Origin of the sequence: Kribbella caucasensis (genome assembly GCF_004361855.1) — a bacterium.
In the GTDB taxonomy this organism is placed as follows: domain Bacteria; phylum Actinomycetota; class Actinomycetes; order Propionibacteriales; family Kribbellaceae; genus Kribbella; species Kribbella caucasensis.
This window is the reverse complement of the sequence record NZ_SNWQ01000001.1, coordinates 808,512-828,161: the sequence shown is the minus strand read 5'-3', so window position 1 is coordinate 828,161 and position 19,650 is coordinate 808,512. Positions and strand designations below refer to the sequence as shown.

At 68.7% G+C, this 19,650-nt stretch carries 16 protein-coding genes; 11 read left to right on the top strand and 5 right to left on the bottom strand.

Annotated features, from left to right (window positions below; genetic code table 11):
• Positions 1–45 precede the first annotated feature (45 nt).
• The 8 genes from EV643_RS03970 (at position 46) to EV643_RS03935 (ending at position 10,701) form a co-directional block, all read left to right on the top strand.
• On the top strand, positions 46–834 hold the full coding sequence (locus EV643_RS03970; protein WP_133798524.1) for a TIGR03084 family metal-binding protein: 789 nt from the start codon (positions 46–48) through the stop codon (positions 832–834).
• Positions 831–2,552, top strand: a complete 1,722-nt coding sequence (locus tag EV643_RS03965; RefSeq protein ID WP_133798523.1) for an acyclic terpene utilization AtuA family protein — start codon at positions 831–833, stop codon at positions 2,550–2,552. The genes EV643_RS03970 and EV643_RS03965 overlap by 4 nt, the downstream gene beginning before the upstream one ends.
• Entirely contained in the window at positions 2,549–3,682 is a 1,134-nt protein-coding gene (locus EV643_RS03960; RefSeq protein ID WP_255512923.1) for an acyl-CoA dehydrogenase family protein, read from the top strand. The genes EV643_RS03965 and EV643_RS03960 overlap by 4 nt, the downstream gene beginning before the upstream one ends.
• Before the next feature lie 77 nt (positions 3,683–3,759).
• On the top strand, positions 3,760–5,307 hold the full coding sequence (locus tag EV643_RS03955) for an acyl-CoA carboxylase subunit beta (protein WP_202869384.1): 1,548 nt from the start codon (positions 3,760–3,762) through the stop codon (positions 5,305–5,307).
• Between the two features lie 10 nt (positions 5,308–5,317).
• Positions 5,318–7,288: an ATP-binding protein gene (locus EV643_RS03950; RefSeq protein WP_133798520.1), complete on the top strand. Its 1,971-nt coding sequence runs from the start codon at positions 5,318–5,320 to the stop codon at positions 7,286–7,288.
• On the top strand, positions 7,285–8,442 hold the full coding sequence (locus EV643_RS03945) for an acyl-CoA dehydrogenase family protein (protein ID WP_133798519.1): 1,158 nt from the start codon (positions 7,285–7,287) through the stop codon (positions 8,440–8,442). Before EV643_RS03950 ends, EV643_RS03945 begins: the two co-directional genes overlap by 4 nt.
• A 65-nt stretch (positions 8,443–8,507) precedes the next feature.
• Positions 8,508–10,073 carry a 4-coumarate--CoA ligase family protein gene (locus EV643_RS03940; RefSeq protein WP_133798518.1) on the top strand — a complete coding sequence of 522 codons (1,566 nt, stop codon included), beginning with the start codon at positions 8,508–8,510 and terminating at the stop codon, positions 10,071–10,073.
• Positions 10,066–10,701: a TetR family transcriptional regulator gene (locus EV643_RS03935; RefSeq protein ID WP_238165335.1), complete on the top strand. Its 636-nt coding sequence runs from the start codon at positions 10,066–10,068 to the stop codon at positions 10,699–10,701. Before EV643_RS03940 ends, EV643_RS03935 begins: the two co-directional genes overlap by 8 nt.
• On the opposite strand, the gene EV643_RS03930 is transcribed toward EV643_RS03935, so the two are convergent.
• On the bottom strand, positions 10,694–12,982 hold the full coding sequence (locus EV643_RS03930) for an NACHT domain-containing protein (RefSeq protein WP_238165334.1): 2,289 nt from the start codon (positions 12,980–12,982) through the stop codon (positions 10,694–10,696). The two genes, EV643_RS03935 and EV643_RS03930, sit on opposite strands and share 8 nt — an antisense overlap.
• A gap of 200 nt (positions 12,983–13,182) precedes the next feature.
• Here EV643_RS03930 and EV643_RS03925 point away from each other — a divergent pair, with 200 nt between their 5' ends.
• Complete coding sequence (locus EV643_RS03925) at positions 13,183–14,637, top strand: MDR family MFS transporter (protein WP_133798517.1); 1,455 nt, start codon at positions 13,183–13,185, stop codon at positions 14,635–14,637.
• A gap of 41 nt (positions 14,638–14,678) precedes the next feature.
• Here EV643_RS03925 and EV643_RS03920 read toward each other — a convergent pair whose 3' ends face one another.
• Positions 14,679–15,554, bottom strand: a complete 876-nt coding sequence (locus EV643_RS03920; RefSeq protein ID WP_133798516.1) for a proline dehydrogenase family protein — start codon at positions 15,552–15,554, stop codon at positions 14,679–14,681.
• 122 nt (positions 15,555–15,676) lie between these two features.
• Between EV643_RS03920 and EV643_RS03915 the strand changes: the two genes are divergently transcribed.
• Positions 15,677–16,690: a GNAT family N-acetyltransferase gene (locus EV643_RS03915; RefSeq protein ID WP_133798515.1), complete on the top strand. Its 1,014-nt coding sequence runs from the start codon at positions 15,677–15,679 to the stop codon at positions 16,688–16,690.
• Here EV643_RS03915 and EV643_RS03910 read toward each other — a convergent pair.
• Together EV643_RS03910 and EV643_RS03905 are read right to left on the bottom strand one after the other, a co-directional pair.
• The gene (locus EV643_RS03910; RefSeq protein ID WP_133798514.1) at positions 16,687–18,078 is read right to left on the bottom strand and encodes a sulfatase family protein; all 1,392 of its coding nucleotides are present in this window, start codon (positions 18,076–18,078) and stop codon (positions 16,687–16,689) included. The two genes, EV643_RS03915 and EV643_RS03910, sit on opposite strands and share 4 nt — an antisense overlap.
• 76 nt (positions 18,079–18,154) lie before the next feature.
• The gene (locus tag EV643_RS03905; RefSeq protein WP_202869364.1) at positions 18,155–18,586 is read right to left on the bottom strand and encodes a MarR family winged helix-turn-helix transcriptional regulator; all 432 of its coding nucleotides are present in this window, start codon (positions 18,584–18,586) and stop codon (positions 18,155–18,157) included.
• A gap of 28 nt (positions 18,587–18,614) precedes the next feature.
• Here EV643_RS03905 and EV643_RS03900 point away from each other — a divergent pair, with 28 nt between their 5' ends.
• Positions 18,615–19,010, top strand: a complete 396-nt coding sequence (locus EV643_RS03900; protein ID WP_202869363.1) for a MarR family winged helix-turn-helix transcriptional regulator — start codon at positions 18,615–18,617, stop codon at positions 19,008–19,010.
• A gap of 348 nt (positions 19,011–19,358) precedes the next feature.
• Here the strand turns inward: EV643_RS03900 and EV643_RS03895 are convergent, their stop codons facing one another.
• Entirely contained in the window at positions 19,359–19,538 is a 180-nt protein-coding gene (locus EV643_RS03895; RefSeq protein ID WP_133798512.1) for a hypothetical protein, read from the bottom strand.
• Positions 19,539–19,650 lie beyond the last annotated feature (112 nt).

Here is a 19,650-nt window from a genome sequence, read left to right as displayed (position 1 = left end):
ACGCTCGGACGCACTGAACTGCTGGTCGAGCAGGGGAGTCCAAGCGTGCAACTGGACGAGGTACTGGCCGATCTCTGGGCTGAGAGCGCCGAGCTGGACGCGCTGGTCGGCGGGCTGGCGGCTGACGTTTGGGCGACACCGACGCCGGCCGAGGGATGGACGATCGCGCATCAGATCGCGCACCTGGCCTGGACCGACGAGGCCGCTCGGCTCGCGGCGACCGATCCGGAGGTCTTCCAGGAGACGCTGCGGAAGGCGGCGGCCAATCCGACCGGGTATGTGGAAGAGGGTGCCGCGGAAGGCGCGGCGCTGCCGCCGGATCAGTTGCTGCCGTATTGGCGGGAGACGCGGGCGGAGCTTGCCGAGGCGCTGAAGCAGGTGCCGGCGGGTCAGAAAGTGCAGTGGTTCGGGCCGCCGATGAGTCCGACGTCGATGGCGACCGCTCGGCTGATGGAGACCTGGGCGCATGGGCAGGACGTCGTCGACGCTCTCGGGGTGACGCGGCATCCGTCGAGCCGGCTTCGGCATGTCGCTCACCTCGCCGTGCGGACCCGCGACTTCGCCTATCTGCTGCACGACCGGACACCGCCGGCCGAGCCGTTCCACGTGGAACTGACCGGACCGAACGGTGAGACCTGGGCGTGGGGCCCGGAGGACGCCGAGCAACGCGTCACCGGTCCGGCCGAGGACTTCTGCCTGCTCGCGACCCAACGCCGGCACCGCGACGACCTCGCCGTACAGGCTGTCGGGGCGGATGCCGAGGAGTGGCTAGGCATCATCCAGGCGTTCGCCGGCTTACCTGGTAAGGGCCGCACGGCCGGACAGTTCTCATGACCGAGGCGATCCGGATCGGGAATGCGTCCGGGTTTTATGGGGATCGGTTCACGGCGTTCCACGAGATGGTGACCGGTGGGCCGCTGGATGTGATCACCGGCGACTACCTGGCCGAGCTGACCATGCTCATCCTCGGCCGCGACCGGCTGAAGGACCCGAAACTCGGTTACGCGCGGACCTTCCTCAAGCAGCTCGAGACTGGACTAGGTGAAGCCCTCGACCGCAACGTCACCGTTGTCAGCAACGCCGGCGGCCTCAACCCGGCCGGGCTCGCGACCGCGATCCAGGAGCTGGCGGACAAGCTCGGCCTGCACCCGAAGATCGCGTACGTCGAGGGCGACGACCTCCTCGATCGCAGCGAAGAACTCGGACTCGGCAAACCGCTCACCGCCAACGCGTACCTCGGCGCCTGGGGTATCGCCGAAGCACTCCAATCCGGCGCCGACGTGGTCGTCACCGGACGAGTCACCGACGCCTCCGTCATCGTCGGCCCGGCCGCTGCCCACCACGGCTGGAAGCGGAACCAGTACGACGAACTCGCGGGCGCGGTCGTCGCGGGACACGTGATCGAGTGTGGTTGCCAGGCGACCGGCGGCAACTTCGCGTTCTTCCACGAGATCCACGACCTCGGCCGGCCCGGGTTCCCGATCGCGGAGATCCACGCGGACGGGTCCAGCGTGATCACCAAACACGACGGCACCGGCGGCGCGGTCACGATCGACACGGTCAAGGCGCAACTGCTCTACGAGATCACCGGCGCCCGGTACGCCGGACCGGATGTCACCACTCGGTTGGACACCGTCGAACTCGTGGACGACGGGCCGGACCGGATCCGGATCACCGGGGCGAAGGGCGAGCCACCCCCGCCGGAGTACAAGGTGTCGTTGAACAGCGTGGGCGGGTTCCGGAACGCGGTGGACTTCGTACTCACCGGGCTGGATCTGGAAGAGAAGGCGGACCTCGTCAAGCGGCAGCTGGAACGGGCGCTGAGGCAGAAGCCGGCCGAGCTGAAGTGGTCGGTCGCGTGGACCGAGAAGGCGGACGCGGAGACCGAGGAGCAGGCGAGCGTGCTGCTCCGGTGCACGGTGAAGGACCCCGATCCGAAGGTGGTCGGCCGGGCCTTCTCGGGGGCCGCGGTCGAACTGGCGCTGGCCAGCTACCCGGGCTTTCACGTGACAGCTCCCCCTGACGACGCCTCGCCGTACGGGGTGTTCACGGCTGGGTTCGTGCCGGTCGGTGAGGTGGAGCATGTGGTCGTGCTGCCGGGCGGTGAGCGGCGGATGATCGAGCCGGCCACCGAGACGCGGGAGCTGGCACCGGTCGAGGAGCCGAGGCTGCCGGTGCCGTTGCCGCAACTGGTCGCGGCGGGACGGCCGGCCCGCACGCTGACCAAGTCCGTGCCGCTGGGCCGAGTCGCGGGAGCACGCAGCGGAGACAAGGGCGGCGACGCGAATGTGGGCGTCTGGGTGCGGAGTGAGACCGCGTGGCGCTGGCTCGCGCATGCGTTGACGATCGGGTTGTTCAAGGAACTGTTGCCCGAGACGGAGCCGCTGCGCGTGACGCGATACGTGTTGCCGAATCTGTGGGCGGTCAACTTCGTCGTCGAGGGACTGCTTGGCGAGGGGGTTGCGTCGCAGGCGCGGTTCGACCCACAGGCGAAGGCGGTCGGGGAATGGCTGCGCTCGCGGTACGTCGACGTGCCGGAGGTGTTGCTTTGAGCACCGAACGGGATGCGTTGAGAGAGACGGTGCGGCGGTTCATGGCGTCGGAAGTGTTGCCGGAGTTGGCCGAGTGGGAGCGGGCGGGTGAGCTGCCGCGGGAGCTGCACGAGAAGGCGGGCAAGCTCGGGCTGCTCGGAGTCGGGTTCCCGGAGGAGGTTGGCGGTGGCGGCGGTTCCCTTGCGGACGCGATCGCAGTGGTCGAGGAGATGCACTACGCCGGCGGTTCGGGTGGGCTCGTCGCCTCGCTGCTGACTTGTGGGATCGCGTTGCCGCATATCGTTGCTGCGGGCAACGTGGAGCAGCTCGATCGCTGGGTTCGGCCGACGCTCGAAGGGCGGTTGATCGGGGCGCTGGCGATCACCGAGCCGGACGGCGGGTCCGATGTGGCGTCGCTCCGAACCACCGCTCGCCGGGATGGCGACCACTTCGTCGTCAACGGCGCCAAGACCTACATCACGTCTGGTTGCCGCGCGGACTTCGTCACGACGGCCGTACGAACCGATGGGCCGGGCGCGCACGGCATCAGTCTGCTCGTGATCGAACGCGGGACGCCCGGCTTCGAGGTGTCACGCAAACTCGACAAGATGGGCTGGCTCTGTTCGGACACGGCCGAGCTGGCGTTCACGGACGTACGGGTGCCGGTGGAGAACCTCGTCGGCGAGGCGGGTACCGGATTCGTCCAGCTCGCGCAGAACTTCGTGGCCGAGCGGTTGACTCTCGCGGTCCAGGCGTACGCCGGGGCGCAACGGGCGCTGGATCTCACGGTCGCGTGGTGCCGCGCGAGGGAGACGTTCGGGCGGCCGCTGATATCCCGGCAGACGGTGCAGCACACGCTGACCGAGATGGCGCGGCGGATCGATGTCGCCCGGGTCTACGTGCATGAAGTGGTACGCCGCGCCGAGGCCGGCGACGAGCTGATCGCCGAGGTTTGCTTCGCCAAGAACACCGCGGTCGAGGCGGGCCAATGGGTTTGCGATCAGGCGCTCCAACTCCACGGTGGGCTCGGCTATCTGCGCGAGGCCGAGGTGGAACGGCAGTACCGTGACCAGAAGATCCTCGCCATCGGCGGCGGCACCACCGAGATCCTCACCACCCTCGCCTCCAAACGATTGGGGTTCCTCACATGACCCGATTCGCAGCGTCCGAAGAAGCGAGCGCCAGGACGCTCGGTTCTTCGGACGCAAGCGTGGAGAACCGGGCGGCGATGCTGGAGAAGTTGGCCGCGATCGAAGGGGAGCATCAGAAGGCGCTCGCGGGGGGCGGGGCGAAGTACGTCGACCGGCATCACCAGCGCGGGAAGCTGCTCGCGCGGGAACGGATCGAGTTGCTCCTGGACCCGGATTCGGCGTTCCTCGAGTTGTCGCCGCTCGCGGGTTGGGGCAGTGACTTCACCGTCGGGGCGAGCCTGGTCACCGGGATCGGCGTGGTGGAAGGCGTCGAGTGCCTGATCACCGCGAACGACCCGACCGTCAAGGGCGGCGCCAGCAACCCGTGGACCCTGCGCAAGGCGTTGCGGGCGGACGAGATCGCGCGGGCCAACCGTCTGCCGGTGATCAGCCTGGTCGAGTCGGGTGGCGCGGATCTGCCGACGCAGAAGGAGATCTTCATCCCCGGCGGCGCGATGTTCCGCAACCTGACCCGGTTGTCGGCCGAGGGGATCCCGACCATCGCGCTCGTCTTCGGCAACTCGACCGCGGGCGGCGCCTACATCCCCGGGATGAGCGACTACGTGGTGATGGTCGACGGCGGCGCGAAGGTGTTCCTGGCCGGTCCTCCGCTGGTGAAGATGGCGACCGGTGAGGACGCTGACGACGAGTCGCTCGGCGGCGCCTCGATGCACGCACGCGTCTCGGGGCTGGCGGACTACTTCGCCGTCGACGAGCCGGACGCGATCCGGCTCGGACGGCAGATCGTCTCCCGGCTGAACTGGAAGAAGCTCGGCCCGCCCCCGGCAGCGCAGTACGAGGAGCCCTTGTACGACGTGGACGACTTGCTGGGGATCGTGCCCGGCGACCTCAGGATCCCGTTCGATCCGCGGGACGTGATCGCCCGGGTGGTGGACGGGTCGGTGTTCGACGAGTTCAAGCCGTTGTACGGGTCCTCGCTCGCGACCGGGTGGGCGTCGGTGCACGGGTATCCGGTCGGGATCCTGGCGAACGCGCGCGGGGTGCTGTTCAGCGAGGAGTCGCAGAAGGCGGCCCAGTTCATCCAACTGGCGAACCAGTCGAGCACACCGCTGATCTTCCTGCACAACACGACCGGTTACATGGTCGGCCAGGAGTACGAGCAGGGCGGCATCATCAAGCACGGCGCGCAAATGATCAACGCGGTCTCGAACTCGAAGGTCCCGCACATCTCGATCCTGATGGGCGCGTCGTACGGCGCCGGGCACTACGGGATGTGCGGGCGGGCGTTCGATCCGCGGTTCCTGTTCGCCTGGCCGTCGGCTAAGTCCGCGGTGATGGGGCCGCAGCAGCTCGCCGGGGTGCTGTCGATTGTCGCGCGCGCGGCCGCTGCCGCGAAGAACCAGCCGTACGACGAGGACGGGGATGCCGCGATGCGTGCGTACGTCGAGGGCCAGATCGAGGCGGAGTCGTTGCCGATGTTCCTGTCCGGGCGTCCGTATGACGATGGCGTGATCGACCCTCGCGACACCCGCACGGTCCTCGGTCTGTGCCTGTCCGCCATCCACTCGGCGCCGGTCGAGGGGACCCGCTTCGACGGCGCCAACTTCGGCGTCTTCCGGATGTGAGGGCGCCGCTGTGATTGCTTCTGTGCTGGTTGCCAATCGCGGGGAGATCGCCCGGCGGATCTTCCGGACGGCTCGCGGGCTGGGGTTGCAGTGTGTTGCGGTGCATTCGACGGCGGACGCGGAGATGCCGTACGTCGGGGAGGCGGACGCCGCCGTTCACCTTCCCGGGACGGCACCAGGTGAGACCTATCTGAACGCCGAACTGGTGATCGAGGCGGCGCGGAAGGCCGGGGCGGACGCGGTTCATCCCGGATACGGATTCTTGTCCGAGAATGCCGACTTCGCGCAGGCCGTGGTCGATGCGGGGCTGACCTGGATCGGGCCGCCGGCTGCGGCGATCTCGTCGATGGGGTCGAAGATCGAGGCGAAGAAGTTGATGGCCGCGGCCGGCGTACCGGTGTTGGCTGAGCTCACGCCTGCGTCGGTCGGTGCGGACGACCTGCCGGTGCTGGTGAAGGCGTCGGCCGGGGGTGGCGGGCGCGGGATGCGGGTCGTGCATCGGCTGGAGGAGCTCGCCGGGGAGATCGAGGCGGCGTCGGCGGAGGCGTTGTCGGCGTTCGGGGACGGGACGGTGTTTTGCGAGCGGTACCTCGCGACCGGGCGGCACATCGAGGTGCAGATGCTCGCCGACCAGCATGGCACGATTTGGGCGGTCGGTGAGCGTGAGTGCTCGATTCAGCGGCGGCACCAGAAGGTCGTCGAGGAGGCGCCTTCGCCTTTGGTGGAACGGATTCCGTCGATGCGGACCGAGCTGTTCGACGCCGCGCGGAAAGCCGCGGAGGCGATCGGGTACGTCGGGGCTGGAACGGTCGAGTTCCTGGCCGATGAGCAGGGCAACTTCTTCTTCCTGGAGATGAACACGCGACTCCAGGTGGAGCACCCGGTGACGGAGTCGACCACAGGCCTCGACCTGGTCGCGTTGCAGTTCTCGATCGCCGCCGGTGAGGCGCTGCCGCCCGAGCCGCCGGCCGCCGTGGGGCACTCGATCGAGGTGCGCCTGTACGCCGAGGACCCCGCGCACGACTGGCAACCGCAGACCGGACGGCTGCACCGATTCCACTTGCCCGGAGCCGAGTTCGCACCGGGCGGACCACGCGAGGGTACGCCCTGGGTGCGCGTCGACTCGGGCGTCATCGATGGGTCCGAGGTGTCGCCGTACTACGACGCGATGCTCGCCAAGGTGATCGTGTGGGGAGCGACCCGGACCGAGGCGGCGATGCGGTTGGCGGCCGAATTGGCGCGGGCCGAGATCCACGGCGTACGGACGAACCGGGATCTGCTGGTCCGGATTCTGCGGCATCGGGCGTTCCTCGACGGGGAGACGGATACCGCCTTCCTAGATCGTCATGGGCTTGACGTACTGGCGGAACCCCTTGCGGACAAGGCAGCTGAGGAGTTGTCGGCGTTGGCGGCCGCCCTCGCCGATGCGGCCGCGCGTCGGGAGACCGCGACGGTGCAGAACCGGTTGCCGAGTGGCTGGCGGAATCTCCCGTCCCAGTCCCAACGGAAGACGTTCAGCGCGGGCGACTCGACGTACGAGGTGTCTTATCGGCTGACTCGGGACGGCTTGGTCGTTGACGGGGACGTGTCGTTGGTTGCGCTCGGCCCCGATCGGGCGGTCCTCGAGGTCGGGGATGTGCGGCGGACGTTCGAGGTGGCGGCCTATCCCGGGTTGGTTTGTGTGGACTCGTCGCTCGGGTCGGTCGCGCTGACTCCCTTGGAGCGGTTCACGGATCCGTCGCATCAGGTGGCGGCCGGGTCCTTGCTCGCGCCAATGCCGGGCACGGTGATCCGGGTCGGGGTGGCGGTCGGCGACGAGGTGGAAAAGGGGCAGCCGTTGCTGTGGTTGGAGGCGATGAAGATGGAGCACACCATCTCCGCCCCGGCCGACGGGGTTGTCGTTGAGCTCACGGTTTCAGCCGGTCAGCAGGTCGAGGTTGGCGCGGTCCTGGCGGTCGTACGAGAAGGGGAGGGCGAATGAGTTTCGTCGAGTCGGAGGAGCGCCGGGCGTTGCGGGCGGCGGTGAGTGAGCTGGGCAAGAAGTACGGGTACGGCTGGTTCACCGAGAAGGCGCGGACCGGCGGCCACACCACCGAGCTCTGGGAGGAGGCCGGCAAGCTCGGCTATCTCGGGGTCAACCTGCCGGAGGAGTATGGCGGCGGTGGTGGCGGGATGGCCGACCTGTCGATCGTGCTGGAGGAGCTCGGCGCGGCGGGTTGTCCGTTGCTGATGATGGTCGTGTCGCCGTCGATCTGCGGCACCGTGATCAGCCGGTTCGGCACCGGCGACCAGAAGCGCCGTTGGCTGCCCGGCCTCGCGGACGGGTCGACCACGATGGCGTTCGCGATCACAGAACCGGATGCCGGGTCGAACTCGCACAACATCACCACGACGGCCCGGCGTACCGAGGACGGGTGGTCGCTGTCCGGGCGGAAGGTCTTCATCTCCGGTCTCGATGTCGCCCAGGCCGTGCTGGTGGTCGGCCGGACCGAGGACGCGCGGACCGGGCGGTTGAAGCCGGCCCTGTTCATCGTGCCGATCGACGCTCGCGGGGTGGAGTACCGCAAGATCGAGATGGATCTGATCAGTCCGGACAAGCAGTTCTCGTTGTTCCTCGACGACGTGCGGCTGCCCGCCGATGCGCTGGTCGGATCGGAGGACGCCGCGCTGCTGCAGCTGTTCGCCGGGCTCAACCCGGAGCGGATCATGGCGTCCGCCTTCGCGATCGGGATCGCCCGGCACGCGCTCGGCAAGGCGGTCGCCTACGTCAACGAACGGCAGGTCTGGAACGGCCCGATCGGTGCGCACCAGGGCATCTCCCATCCGCTGGCGCAGATCAAGATCGAGCTCGAACTGGCCCGGCTGATGCTGCAGAAGGCGGCCGCCCTGTACGACGCGGGCGAGGACCTGGCCGCCGGGGAAGCCGCGAACATGGCCAAGTACGCGGCCGGCGAGGTCGCGGTACGCGCGACTGATCAAGCGGTCCAGTCGCTCGGCGGGAACGGGATGACCACCGAGTACGGCGTCGCCTCGCTGGTCGCCGCTGCCCGGGCGACCCGGATCGCGCCGGTCAGCCGGGAGATGATCCTCAACTTCGTCGCCCAGCATTCGCTGGGCCTTCCGAAGTCGTACTGAAGTCCGTCAAAGTCTGAGCACCAAACCGTCAGAGAGACCAATCCGTCAGAGAGGACGGGCCTGCGATGGTCATCCACAGTGAGTTCCCACCGGTCGAAGTGGTCGATGTGCCGATTCATGACGCGGTGCTCGGCCGCGCGGCGGAGTACGGCGATCGGCCGGCCCTGGTGGACGGGGTGAGCGGCCGGGAGATCAGCTACGCGCAGCTCGACGGTATGAGCCGGCGGATCGCCGCCGGGTTCGCCGAGCTCGGGATCCGGCCCGGCGACGTGATCGCCCTCTACAGCCCGAACACGATCCTCTACCCGGTCGTGTTCTACGGCGCGACCCGGGCCGGCGCCACGGTGACCACGGTCAACGCGCTCTACACGGCGGACGAGTTACACAAGCAACTGGTCGACTCGAAGACGAAGTTGCTGGTGACGATTTCGCTCTTCCTGCCGGTCGCGACCGCGGCGATCGAGGGTACGGACGTGCAGGAGATCTTCGTCTGCGACCAGGCTGATGGGTTCCGCTCGGTGATGGAACTGGTGGCCAGCACCGGGCCTGAGCCTGTTGTGGAGATCGACCCGGCCGAGGATGTCGCAGTACTGCCCTATTCGAGCGGGACGACGGGCGCGGCCAAAGGCGTGATGCTGACGCACCGGAACATCGCGACGAACATCGCGCAGGCCGAGGTGACGATCAACGTCGCCGAGAACGAGAAGATCATCGCGATCCTGCCGTTCTTCCACATCTACGGGCTGACCGTGCTGATGAACCTGCCGCTGCGGCTGGGCGCGACGGTGGTGGTGTTGCCGAAGTTCGACCTGGACCAGTTCCTCGGCACGTTGGAGAAGTACGCGATCACGCGTGCCTTCGTGGCGCCGCCGATCGTGCTCGCGCTGGCGAAGCATCCTGCTGTGGATGGGGTGGACCTGTCGGCGCTGAAGTACGTGACGTGTGCGGCAGCGCCGTTGGACGGGGAGCTGGCTGAGGCGTGCGCGAAGAGGTTGGGGTTGCACGCGGTACTGCAGGCCTATGGGATGACGGAGTTGTCGCCTGGTACGCACGCGGTGCCGCAGGACGACCAGGATCCGCCGCCTGGTGCCGTGGGCAAGTTGTTCCCGTCCACCGAGATGCGGCTGGTCGGTGCCGATGGCAATGATGTGGGCGATGGTGAGACCGGGGAGGTCTGGATTCGCGGGCCCCAGGTGATGAAGGGGTATCTGGGCCGGCAGGCCGAGACCGACGCGACCATCGACCCGGATGGGTGGTTGCACACCGGCGACATCGGGCGGGTGGACGCGCGGGGCTACCTGTATGTGGTCGATCGGCTGAAAGAGTTGATCAAGTACCACGGCTACCAGGTGCCGCCGGCGGAGCTGGAGGCGGTTTTGCTGACCGATTCGCGGATCGCTGACGCTGCGGTGATCGGGGTGCAGTCCGAGGGCAACGAGGTGCCGAAGGCGTTCGTGGTACCGATGCCGGGGATGGAGTTGACCGAGCAGGACGTGATCGATTACGTGGCGGCCCGGGTCGCGCCGTACAAGAAGGTGCGGCAGGTGGAGTTCATCGAGGCCGTGCCGAAGGCGGCGTCGGGCAAGATCCTGCGTCGCGAGCTGAGAGCCAAGGAGGCCGCGCGTGAGTGAAGCCGCCCGGTCAGCTCCGTCGGGTCCGGCCGTGGTGCGGGAACCGCAGCAGGATCGGAGTCGGGCTACTCGGCGGAAGCTGCTGGAGGCGGCGATGGAATCGCTGGCCGAGGTCGGGTATGCCGCGACCACTGTGGCGGTGGTCGCGGCGCGGGCGGGGGTGTCCCGCGGTGCGGCGCAGCACCACTTCCCTACCCGTGCGGACCTGTTCGCGGCGGCGGTGGAACACATGACCGAGGTCCGGCTGGCGGAGATCCGCTCGCAGGCGGCTGCGCTGCCGGTCGGCGCGGGCCGGACCGAGGCGATCGTGTCGATGCTGGCGGATGTCTATTCGGGTCCGCTGTTCCGGGCCGCACTGCATCTCTGGGTCGCGGCGTCGACAGAGGAACCGCTACGCCGGCAGATCGTGCAGCTTGAGGCCCATGTCGGACGTCAGGCACATCGCGCGCTCCTGGAAGTGCTCGACGTGAGCGAGCGGACACCGGGGGTCCGCGAGACCGTACAAGGTGTCCTCGACATGGCTCGCGGGCTCGGCCTCGCGGCCCTGCTGACCGACGACACCGCACGCCGGCGGGGCATCGTGCGTCAGTGGTCCAAGATCCTGGATCAAGCGCTGGCAACTAGTTAGTCGCCGGGCTGGGCTCGCGGGCTTGGCGTTCGGTGATTCGGCGGTCGACCTTTGTGGCTAGGGCGTCTGGGTCGCATTCGGCTAGGTGGTCGCGGACGAGCAGGTGGATGAACGCGTACTCACCCGGGCCGGTGCGGGACAGGACGTAGCGATCGGCGGCGTAGCGGAGGAATGCACGGCGACGCCAGGGCAGGTAGCCGGTCCAGCGGAGCAGCAGTCCGTGCAGCAAGCGGGACAGCGATCCCGCGAAGAGCGGTGGACGGCGACGCCAGGCCTTGGCCGCCACGGTTCCGGTGAAGATGCCGAGGACCGCCTCGGGTTCGGGTGATCCGAGACTCGCACCTAGCGCGAGTGCCGCGACGATCGCGACCGCGATGCCGGCCAGCACCCAATAGTCCATCCGTCCCAGCCGCCAATCGGAGTCGGGCTCGTCCGCGCTGTGCGGATACACCAGGTGATCCATCGGCATCGCCTTCACCAGACGGATGCCCTGGGCGACGATCAGCCCAGCGACCAACCCGGCCACGAACACGCGCGGCTCGTCGGCGTTGTCTATCACCAGCCAGGTCGCCACCGTGACCACCGTCAGCCGTACGCCGAGCAGCAACGCCCGCCGCCGGTTCCCGTGCGACACCATCAGCTCGAACCCGTACGACGCACCGATCGCGGCAGCCGCCAGCGCCAGACCGCCCCACGTCGGGAGCAACGCCACCACCCCGGTGCCCGCGAGGATCGCCAGGAAACCGGCGACGACCCCGCATCCCACCATCGCCGCGGTGAGCAGGAACCGTGGCTGCTCGGGCCCGTCCCGAAACACTCGCCACGTCCTCGGACGAATGTGGACCAGCAGCAGACTCGAAGCTCCCACGGCCAGCCCCGCCGGTACGCCGTACAGGGCTGTCGTGGCGAGAGCGGCTCCGCCGACGAGGCCGGCGAAGAGGGCGGGCAGGCAGACCATGTGCGCGAGGTAGCCGACGACGGGCAGGACCAGGCCGTACCAGCCGTTCGGCGTGAGCCAGCGGGGTACGGCGATGCGGTCGCCGGCGCGGGTCCGGGTCCACCAGGCGAGGCACCAGAGGGAGCGGACCGCCGTTCGGGAGTCGTACTCGCGACTGGCCGGGCGATAGCGGGAGAGCACCTCGGAGATGTAGATGTCGAACAGTTCGCGCCGATGGTCCTCGACCGCGCCGGACGCGATCTCCGCGGCGTCGCGGCCCTGGTACGCGAGGGCCAGCACGTTCAGCATCAGCGGGGAGTCGACCAGGTCCCAGAGGTCGTCGTCCTGCTCGATCGCGACCCGGGCGCCGTCGAGTTCGTGGCCGACGGTGGCGAAGTAGTCGAGCACCTGATGCCGGGTCAGCGGGCGGATCCGGACCGCGCCGTACAGGCTGAGGGGTTGCGGGAGGCGTTCGTAGTCGTGGATCCGGCAGGTGACGGCGAGCTGGCCGATCAGGTAGCGGCGGCGGAGTTCCTCGAGGACGGGGCCGAGTTTGTCGCGATGGGTCGCGGCGATCTCGTCGACGCCGTCGAGGAGCAAGGCCAGGCGACCGCGACGGAGCCAGACGCGGCCGACCGGGGCGGGGATGCCGTAGCGGTTGGCGAGTTGACCTAGGAGCCAGTGGACGAAGCCGGCCAGCAGTGCGCTGTCGCCGGGGTCGTCGTCCTCGGACCGCGGCGTCCCCGGTCCACCCCAGCCGGCCAGGTCGACCAGGACGGGGATCGGCTGGTCGGGGTCGTTGTGCGCCTCGGCGGCGAGCGAACGGGCGAGGTCGAGCAGCAGCGTGGTCTTGCCGGAACCGGGCGCGCCGAGAATCAGCATCGAGTCCTGCAGATCGTCGAACGCGGCCGCGATGTCGGCGTCCTCGCGGATCTCGGTGACGGTGCTGTGCAGCGGTTGGACGAGCAGGTCGTATGGGCGGATGACCGCGTCCGGGCTCTCGTCGAGGGCGAGCGCCAGGCGGGTGCGGGCGGCGAGCGATCCGGTGAAGCGGTCGGCGAGGTGGCGGTCGATGCGGGCGAGCGCGTTCGGACGGTTGCGCGGCTGATCCGCCGAACGGGCCGAGTGGGTGACGGTCCGGCGGCTGCGGAACTCCCAGATGCCGGTGACGATCGCTGCCAGCCAGAGGAACCCGATCGCAGGCCACGTCCACTTGGCGTACGGCGCGAGAAAGGCGGGCGCCGTGCCTCCCGTGCCGATGTTGATCGCGATCGGCAGCAACACGACGGTGAGCGACAACGCCAGCACGACCACGACGACCCTGAGCACGCCGTGGATCCTCACCCACGGAGCGTATCGGCGCACCGGCCCACCCGCCCGGCCAACCGTGTCCCCACCACTCAGTAACCTCGCTCAGCCCCACCCTCAACGGTGGACGGAGCCGTTGTGCGACAGGTTGATGAGTGGTGCAGGTACACCCGGCATATCAGCTGGCGGTTTGCGCGTCGTGGAATCGATGTCTGTTCGGTTAGGTTGCCTTTGTCATGACTACTGAGCGGATCGACCGGGGCGGGGTGGGGCTGCGGTCGGAACGTGGGCCGATCCTGCTCGCGGTGATGCTGAGCATCGGGCTGGTCGCGATCGACGCGACGATCCTGGCGACCGCGGTGCCGTCGGTGGTCGAGGATCTCGGCGGGTTCACCCAGTTCCCCTGGCTGTTCTCGATCTACCTGCTGGCCCAGGCGATCTCGGTGCCGATCTACGGCAAGCTGGCCGACCTGCGCGGGCGGAAGCCGATCATGTTGCTCGGGGTCGGGTTGTTCGTGCTCGGCTCGATTCTGTGTGGGTTCGCCTGGAACATGCCTGCCCTGATCGCGTTCCGGCTGATCCAGGGACTCGGCGCGGGCGCTATCCAGCCGATCGGAATGACCATCGTCGGCGACATCTACACCGTCGCCGAGCGGGCCAAGGTGCAGGGCTACATCGCCAGCGTCTGGGGGATCTCGTCCTTCGTCGGCCCGACCCTCGGCGGCGTGTTCTCGGACTACATCTCCTGGCGCTGGATCTTCTTCGTGAACATCCCCCTCGGACTGGCCGCCGCGTGGGTGCTGCTGCGCCGGTTCAAGGAGAACGTGACCAGGCAGGCGAGTCACCAGATCGACTACGCCGGGGCGATCCTGCTCGCGGTCGGCGGCTCGTTGCTACTACTCGGCCTGCTCGAGGGCGGCGTGATGTGGGACTGGGATTCGCCGGTCAGCATCACGATCCTGGCCGCGGCCGTCGTACTGCTGTCCGCCTTCGTCCTGGTCGAGCGCCGCGCCGCCGAACCGATCCTGCCGCTCTGGGTCCTCAGCCATCGGGTACTGAACTCAGCGAACTCGGCCGCGCTGCTGATCGGCGTACTGATGGTCGGCCTGGCGACGTATGTGCCGCTGTTCGCGCAGGGAGTGCTCGGTACGTCGGCTCTCGTCGCCGGCTTCGCGTTGGCTGCGATGACCCTGGGTTGGCCGATCGCGGCGTCGCTGGCCGGCCGGGTCTATCTGCGAGTCGGGTTCCGTACGACGATGCTGTTCGGCTCGGTGATCGTCGTACTTGGAGCCGCGCTGCTGCTCACGGTCAACTCAGGTAGCTCCGTACTGCACCTGGCCGCGGCCTGCTTCGTCATCGGCCTCGGACTCGGCTTCTCCGCGTCACCGGGCGTGGTGGCCGCGCAGTCCTCGGTGGCCTGGCAGACGCGCGGCGTGGTGACCGGGGCCAACATGTTCGCCCGCTCCGTCGGCAGTGCGGTCGGCGTCGCCGCCTTCGGCGCGGTAGCGAACGGTGTGGTCGCTGCACGACTCGGTGACGCCCACGCGGATTTGGAGAAGGTGCCGGGCGAAGTGCTCGCCCCCGCCATCCACGACGTGTACTACGGCGCCGCAGCCGCAGCCGTCCTGCTGGTGGTCGCCGTTGCCTTCATGCCCAACCGAATCACCGAACACCCAGTAGCTGGAAGCTAGGGCCACTCACGGGGGTGGCGCTGTCTACTCCCGTCCGCGTGTCAGGCGCCGCGGGATTCGGCTACTCGGCGGAGCCAGTAGCGGAACCAGTTGGGGCCGTAGGGGACGTAGACGCGGGTTGGGATGCCTCGTGCGGTCAGGTCGGTGAGGGTTTCGGGGCGGACGCCCAGGAGTTGCTCGACCGGGACCGGGCCGAGGGCGAGCAGGATTGCCTCGCGGAGTCGGCCGTCGTGGGTCGCCATGGACCACTGCGCCCCACCGGCTGCCAGGCGATGGGCCAGTTGGAGATAGGCGACGTCCGTGGGTTCGCCGTACGGATGCGCGCCGCTCGGCTCGACGTACGCGCCCTTGACCAACCGGATCTGTACGCCGGCAGCCGTCAACGCATCGGCATCGTCCGGGGAGCGCAACAGGTTCGCCTGAACGGTCGCACCGAGTCGGTCGGCCAGCCCGCGACCAGCGACGTCGAGGACACAGCGCAGAACCTTGTCGGTCCGGCCGGTGTCCTCGGCGCCCACCTGGACCCGACGACCCTCGGGCATTGCCTGGACCAACCTGGCCAACAGGTCCGCACAGCCGGCCGGGTCGACGTCAAGGGCAAGGTGCGAGAGGTCGACCGACAGCCAGACGTCGGCAGGCGGTTCCTGGATCAGCCGCGCCAGTTCGAGGTAATCGTCGACGACCCGGGCAGCGTCGGCTGGATCAGTGGACAGTTCACCGAACAGGTCGAGGCTGACACCGTGTCCCTTGGCGAGCTGGTCGGCGGTCACCCGCAGGGCGTCGTCACGGGTGCGCCCGGCCACGTACCGCGATGCGGCGCGGTAGGCGTTCGCCTCGCCGCCGGGGAATCCCTTGACCAGGTGCTCGAGGCGTTCGCTGGTCGCGAGCTTGAACAGGATCGCTCGGTCGGCACGCATACGGTGAAGTTTGCCAGACGGCGCTCAGGGCAGCGGGCCGAATACGGCGTACTGCGGGGGCTTGGTGCGGGCTGTGGACACGGCTCAGCACTCTGCCAGTTGAGCGGTCTAGGTTGGTTGATATGCGGGCTGTGGACTGTGTTGGGGCGTTGGTCCGGGATGAGCGGCATCGGGTTTATGTACAGCGGCGGACACTGGAACGACGGTTGCTGCCGGGGATCTGGGACATCGTGGGCGGGCATCTGGAGCCGGGGGAGACGCCGGAGCAGGCACTCGCACGGGAGGTCGAGGAGGAGACCGGGTGGAAGGTCCGGGAGATCCTGTGGACGGCGGCCGACTGGGAATGGGAGTACGAGGGGCGGGTCCGGCGTGAGCTCGACTTCGTGATCGAGGTGGATGGCGATCTGGGTCGGCCCCGGCTCGAAGCCGGTAAGCACGACGCGGGCGCGTGGGTCGGACCGGACGACCTGGAGCTGCTGATGGTGAACCGGACCGACGGCGATCGGCGCTTGCGCGACATCGTGGCGCACGTGGTGCGGACCAGGTTCACCGACCGGCTGCGGCTCGAACCGGTCAGCGGTCCAGGTGAGGTCCTGACCGGACATCTAGCGGACCTGGAGACCTTGCACGCGGATCCGTGGGTCGCGCATTGGTTCGCCGGTGCGTGGTCGTCGGCCGAGGCGGCCCGGTTCGCGGACTCGATGCAGACGGCCTGGGAACGCGATCAGGCGGGCAAGTGGATGGCCTACAGCCGGGAGCCAGGCGGCGAGTTGATCGGTCGGGGTGGGTTGTCGAGGATGGCGGCCGGCACGCCGCCGACGGCCGCTATCGCCGAGTTGGTGGGCGCCGATTGGCTGACCGACCGGCTCGAGGTTGGCTGGACGTTGCTGTCGTCGGCCCGCGGCCGTGGGCTCGCCGCCGAGATCGGCGCAGCCGGGCTCGACTACGCCTTCGAGACGCTGGGTGTGAGCAAGGTGATCGCCTTCACCGAGCGCCACAACACGGCCTCTCGCGCGGTGATGGAGCGGCTCGCCATGACGTACGCGGGTGAGATCACCGCCGAGGGCCTGGTCGAGGGCCTCGATGGTGTCCACGCGGACGCACCGTTCGCCGTCTATGTGAAAGGGCGCGGCTAGGCCGGACCGGGCTGGTCCAGACCGACCTCCGTGCGCCAGTTCGCGTGCAGGGTCTTCAGTTGGTCCGCGATCTCCGGCTTGTCGGCGAGGCGGTTGTGCTGTTCGCCGATATCGGTGCTCAGTTCGGCGAGAAACCAGCCGTCCCCCATCGGCGCGTGCTCGTACTCGCGCTGCTCGATGGTGTGCGGATCCTCCCCGTCGAACCAGGACAGTTTCCAGTCCCCCGCACGCACGGCCCACTCGAACCCGAGGTCCCAGTGCAGCGCCGAGTGCGCGGCATCCGTCTCACCCCGGAGGGCGCGCAGCAGGTCCAGCCCGTCCCCGGCGTACTCGCCGCCTGCGACACCGACCAGCGTCGGCATCAGGTCGAGCGTGCTCGCCAGGACGCCCGACTCGCGCCCGGCCGGCAGCTGCCCGGGCCAGCGCCAGAGCATCGGCACCCTGATCCCGCCGTCCCAGACCGTGTACTTCGTCCCGCGCAGCGGCGTGTTGTCGGCGAAGTTGCAGGTCGAGCCGCCGTTGTCGGTCGTGTAGACGACGAGGGTGTTGTCGGCCTGACCGGTCTCGTCGAGCAGGTCGAGCAGCTTGCCGATCTCGGCGTCCATCAACTCCAGCTGGGCGAGGTAGTAGTCCCGGCCGTGTGGGAGGTTCGGCACGATCACGTCGTCGTACCACTCGGTGTACGGGCGGCCGAGGTCCGGCTTCCAGTCCCGGTACGCCGGAAGGTCGCGCTTGGCGAGCTCTTCGTCCGGGAGCTGCCAGCAGAAGTTGTGGACGGCGTTGAACGCGAGCATGCAGATGTACGGCCGGTCGTCGTCGGCCTGGATGAACTCGGTCGCGCGGCGGCCGAGTTCGGGGGACAGGAAGCCCTCGTGCTCGACCGGTTCGTCGCCCGACAGCATCGGCTGGACCGCCATGTAGTGGGCGGCCTCGGCGCCGTACTCCTCGACCGCCCGGTCCGAGTGGTGCAGGTAGTTCAGCCGTCCCATGGACTGCCCGGCCAGCCCGTAGAAGGTCGTCTCGAACCGGTGTCGAGGCGGGCAGGCACGGTCCCCGACAGACTCCTTGCCGTAGTGGACCTTGCCGAAGTACCCGGTCCGGTAGCCCTGGTCCCGCAGTACCTCGGCCATCGTCGGTACGTCGTCCGGCGGGAAGCGGGCGGAGTCGAACCACTGGCCACCCCACCGCTGCTGGTACCGGCCCGAGATGATCGCCGCTCGCGACGGGCTGCAGATCGGCGCCGTCACGTACGCGTCCGTGCAACTCACGCCGCCGGCTGCCAACCGGTCCAGCGCCGGCGTCCGGACGTCAGAATGGATCCCGAGCGCACTGCGGTCGGCATAGCCGTGGTCGTCCGAAACAATCAGCAGGATGTTGGGCGAAGGCATGCCGCCGAGTCTGCCAGCCTCACCGTCGGGCTTTGCTTATTGCTGCTGTGGATGTCACGGGACCTGAGGCGGACATCTAACGGTCCAGGCCGGTCACGAAGCGGGTCAGCAGGTCGGCGAAGGTCTGACGCTCGGCTGCGGTCCAGTCGTTCATTGCGGCGGCGAAGCGCTCCCGGCGGTACGTGTGCACCCAGTCGAGCTGCCGACGGCCGTCCGTGGTCAGCACCAGGGTGGTACGACGCCCGTCCCGCTGGTCGGCCTCACGTCGGACCAAGCCTGCTGACACCGCTGCGGCGACCACCTTGCTCGCCCGCGGCTGGTCCACCCCGAGAGCCGCCGCCACCCCGTTGACGCCGAGCAAATCGGGCTCCGCCGCCTCGATCGCGTCGAGTACCTCTTGAACCGGGTCGGGTCCGCCTGCCTGCACGGCGAACGTACGACGGGTCTGGCGGCGGCGGATGGTGATCATCGCCGACTCCACCGCGGCCATCGGGTCGGGCTTGTCCACAGCCACTCCAAGATATATGGTCGTTGACATGTATATGTCGGGTGACAACAAGCCTATCGGGTGGTGGCTGAAGGAGGTGGACCGACTGCTGGAGGCATCGTTCGAGCAGGTCCTCGCGGCGGAGGGGTTGATCCGCCGCCAGTGGCAGGCGCTGAACGCGGCCGCCGGTCCCGGCTCGATCGAGAGCACCCTCGCGCCGTTCCTGACCGGCGATCCGGCCGAACTGGCCGCGGTCACGGACCCGTTGGTGGCGCGCGGCTGGCTCGACGGCGAGCGCCGCACGAACGAGGGCCAGGCCGCGCTCGAGGCGCTGACGACGAAGGTCCAGGCGCAGCGCGAGCGGGTCACATCCGGCGTCTCCGACGAGGAGTACGTCGCGACGATCGGCGTACTCCGGCGGATGGCTCAGAACCTCGCCGGGTGAAGACGTTAAAGGGCTCTGCCGTGTGACCGCCCAGGCGCGGCGGTCACACGGCAGAGCCGGCCACCTCGGAGGGGTGGCTCATGGTGAGGTGTCACGAGCCACCGGTCCGCCCGGCCCGAGGTGTCGGCCAGGAGGTGGTTGGAACGGCTGGGCGGCGGCGATAACAGGGACTCAGCCGCCGGCCCAGCCGGGCTGGTGGGCGGTGCGGTCCGGAGCTGAGGATTGCTCCGGACCGCACCTCGGGTTTCGTCCGGGACTGAGGAGTGCCCCGGACCTTCGATCGCTGCTCCTGGACGTGAGGAGACTCCAGGCGCAGCCTGCCAGGATCTGAGGAGGATCCCGGCGGGCTCAGTTGTTGTCCGCGTGCTCCTGTGGGCCGAGGATGTCGTTCGTGACCCGGAGACCGGCGAATCGCCTCCGCATCGCCTGCTCGTACCGCGCTGCCAACGGCGCTTCCGCGACGTACTGCGCGATCACGTGCTCGCCGAACCAGACCCGCACCCGGCGCCGGTGCTGCCTCGACGTCATTTCCGCGACTGTCACTACTAGCTCACCCCGTAACTCTCAGGCCTTGCAACCAGTTGGACTTACTGGTTGTCATGGCAGTAATGGTGCACAAGCCGACCGTGACCGCTCTAGG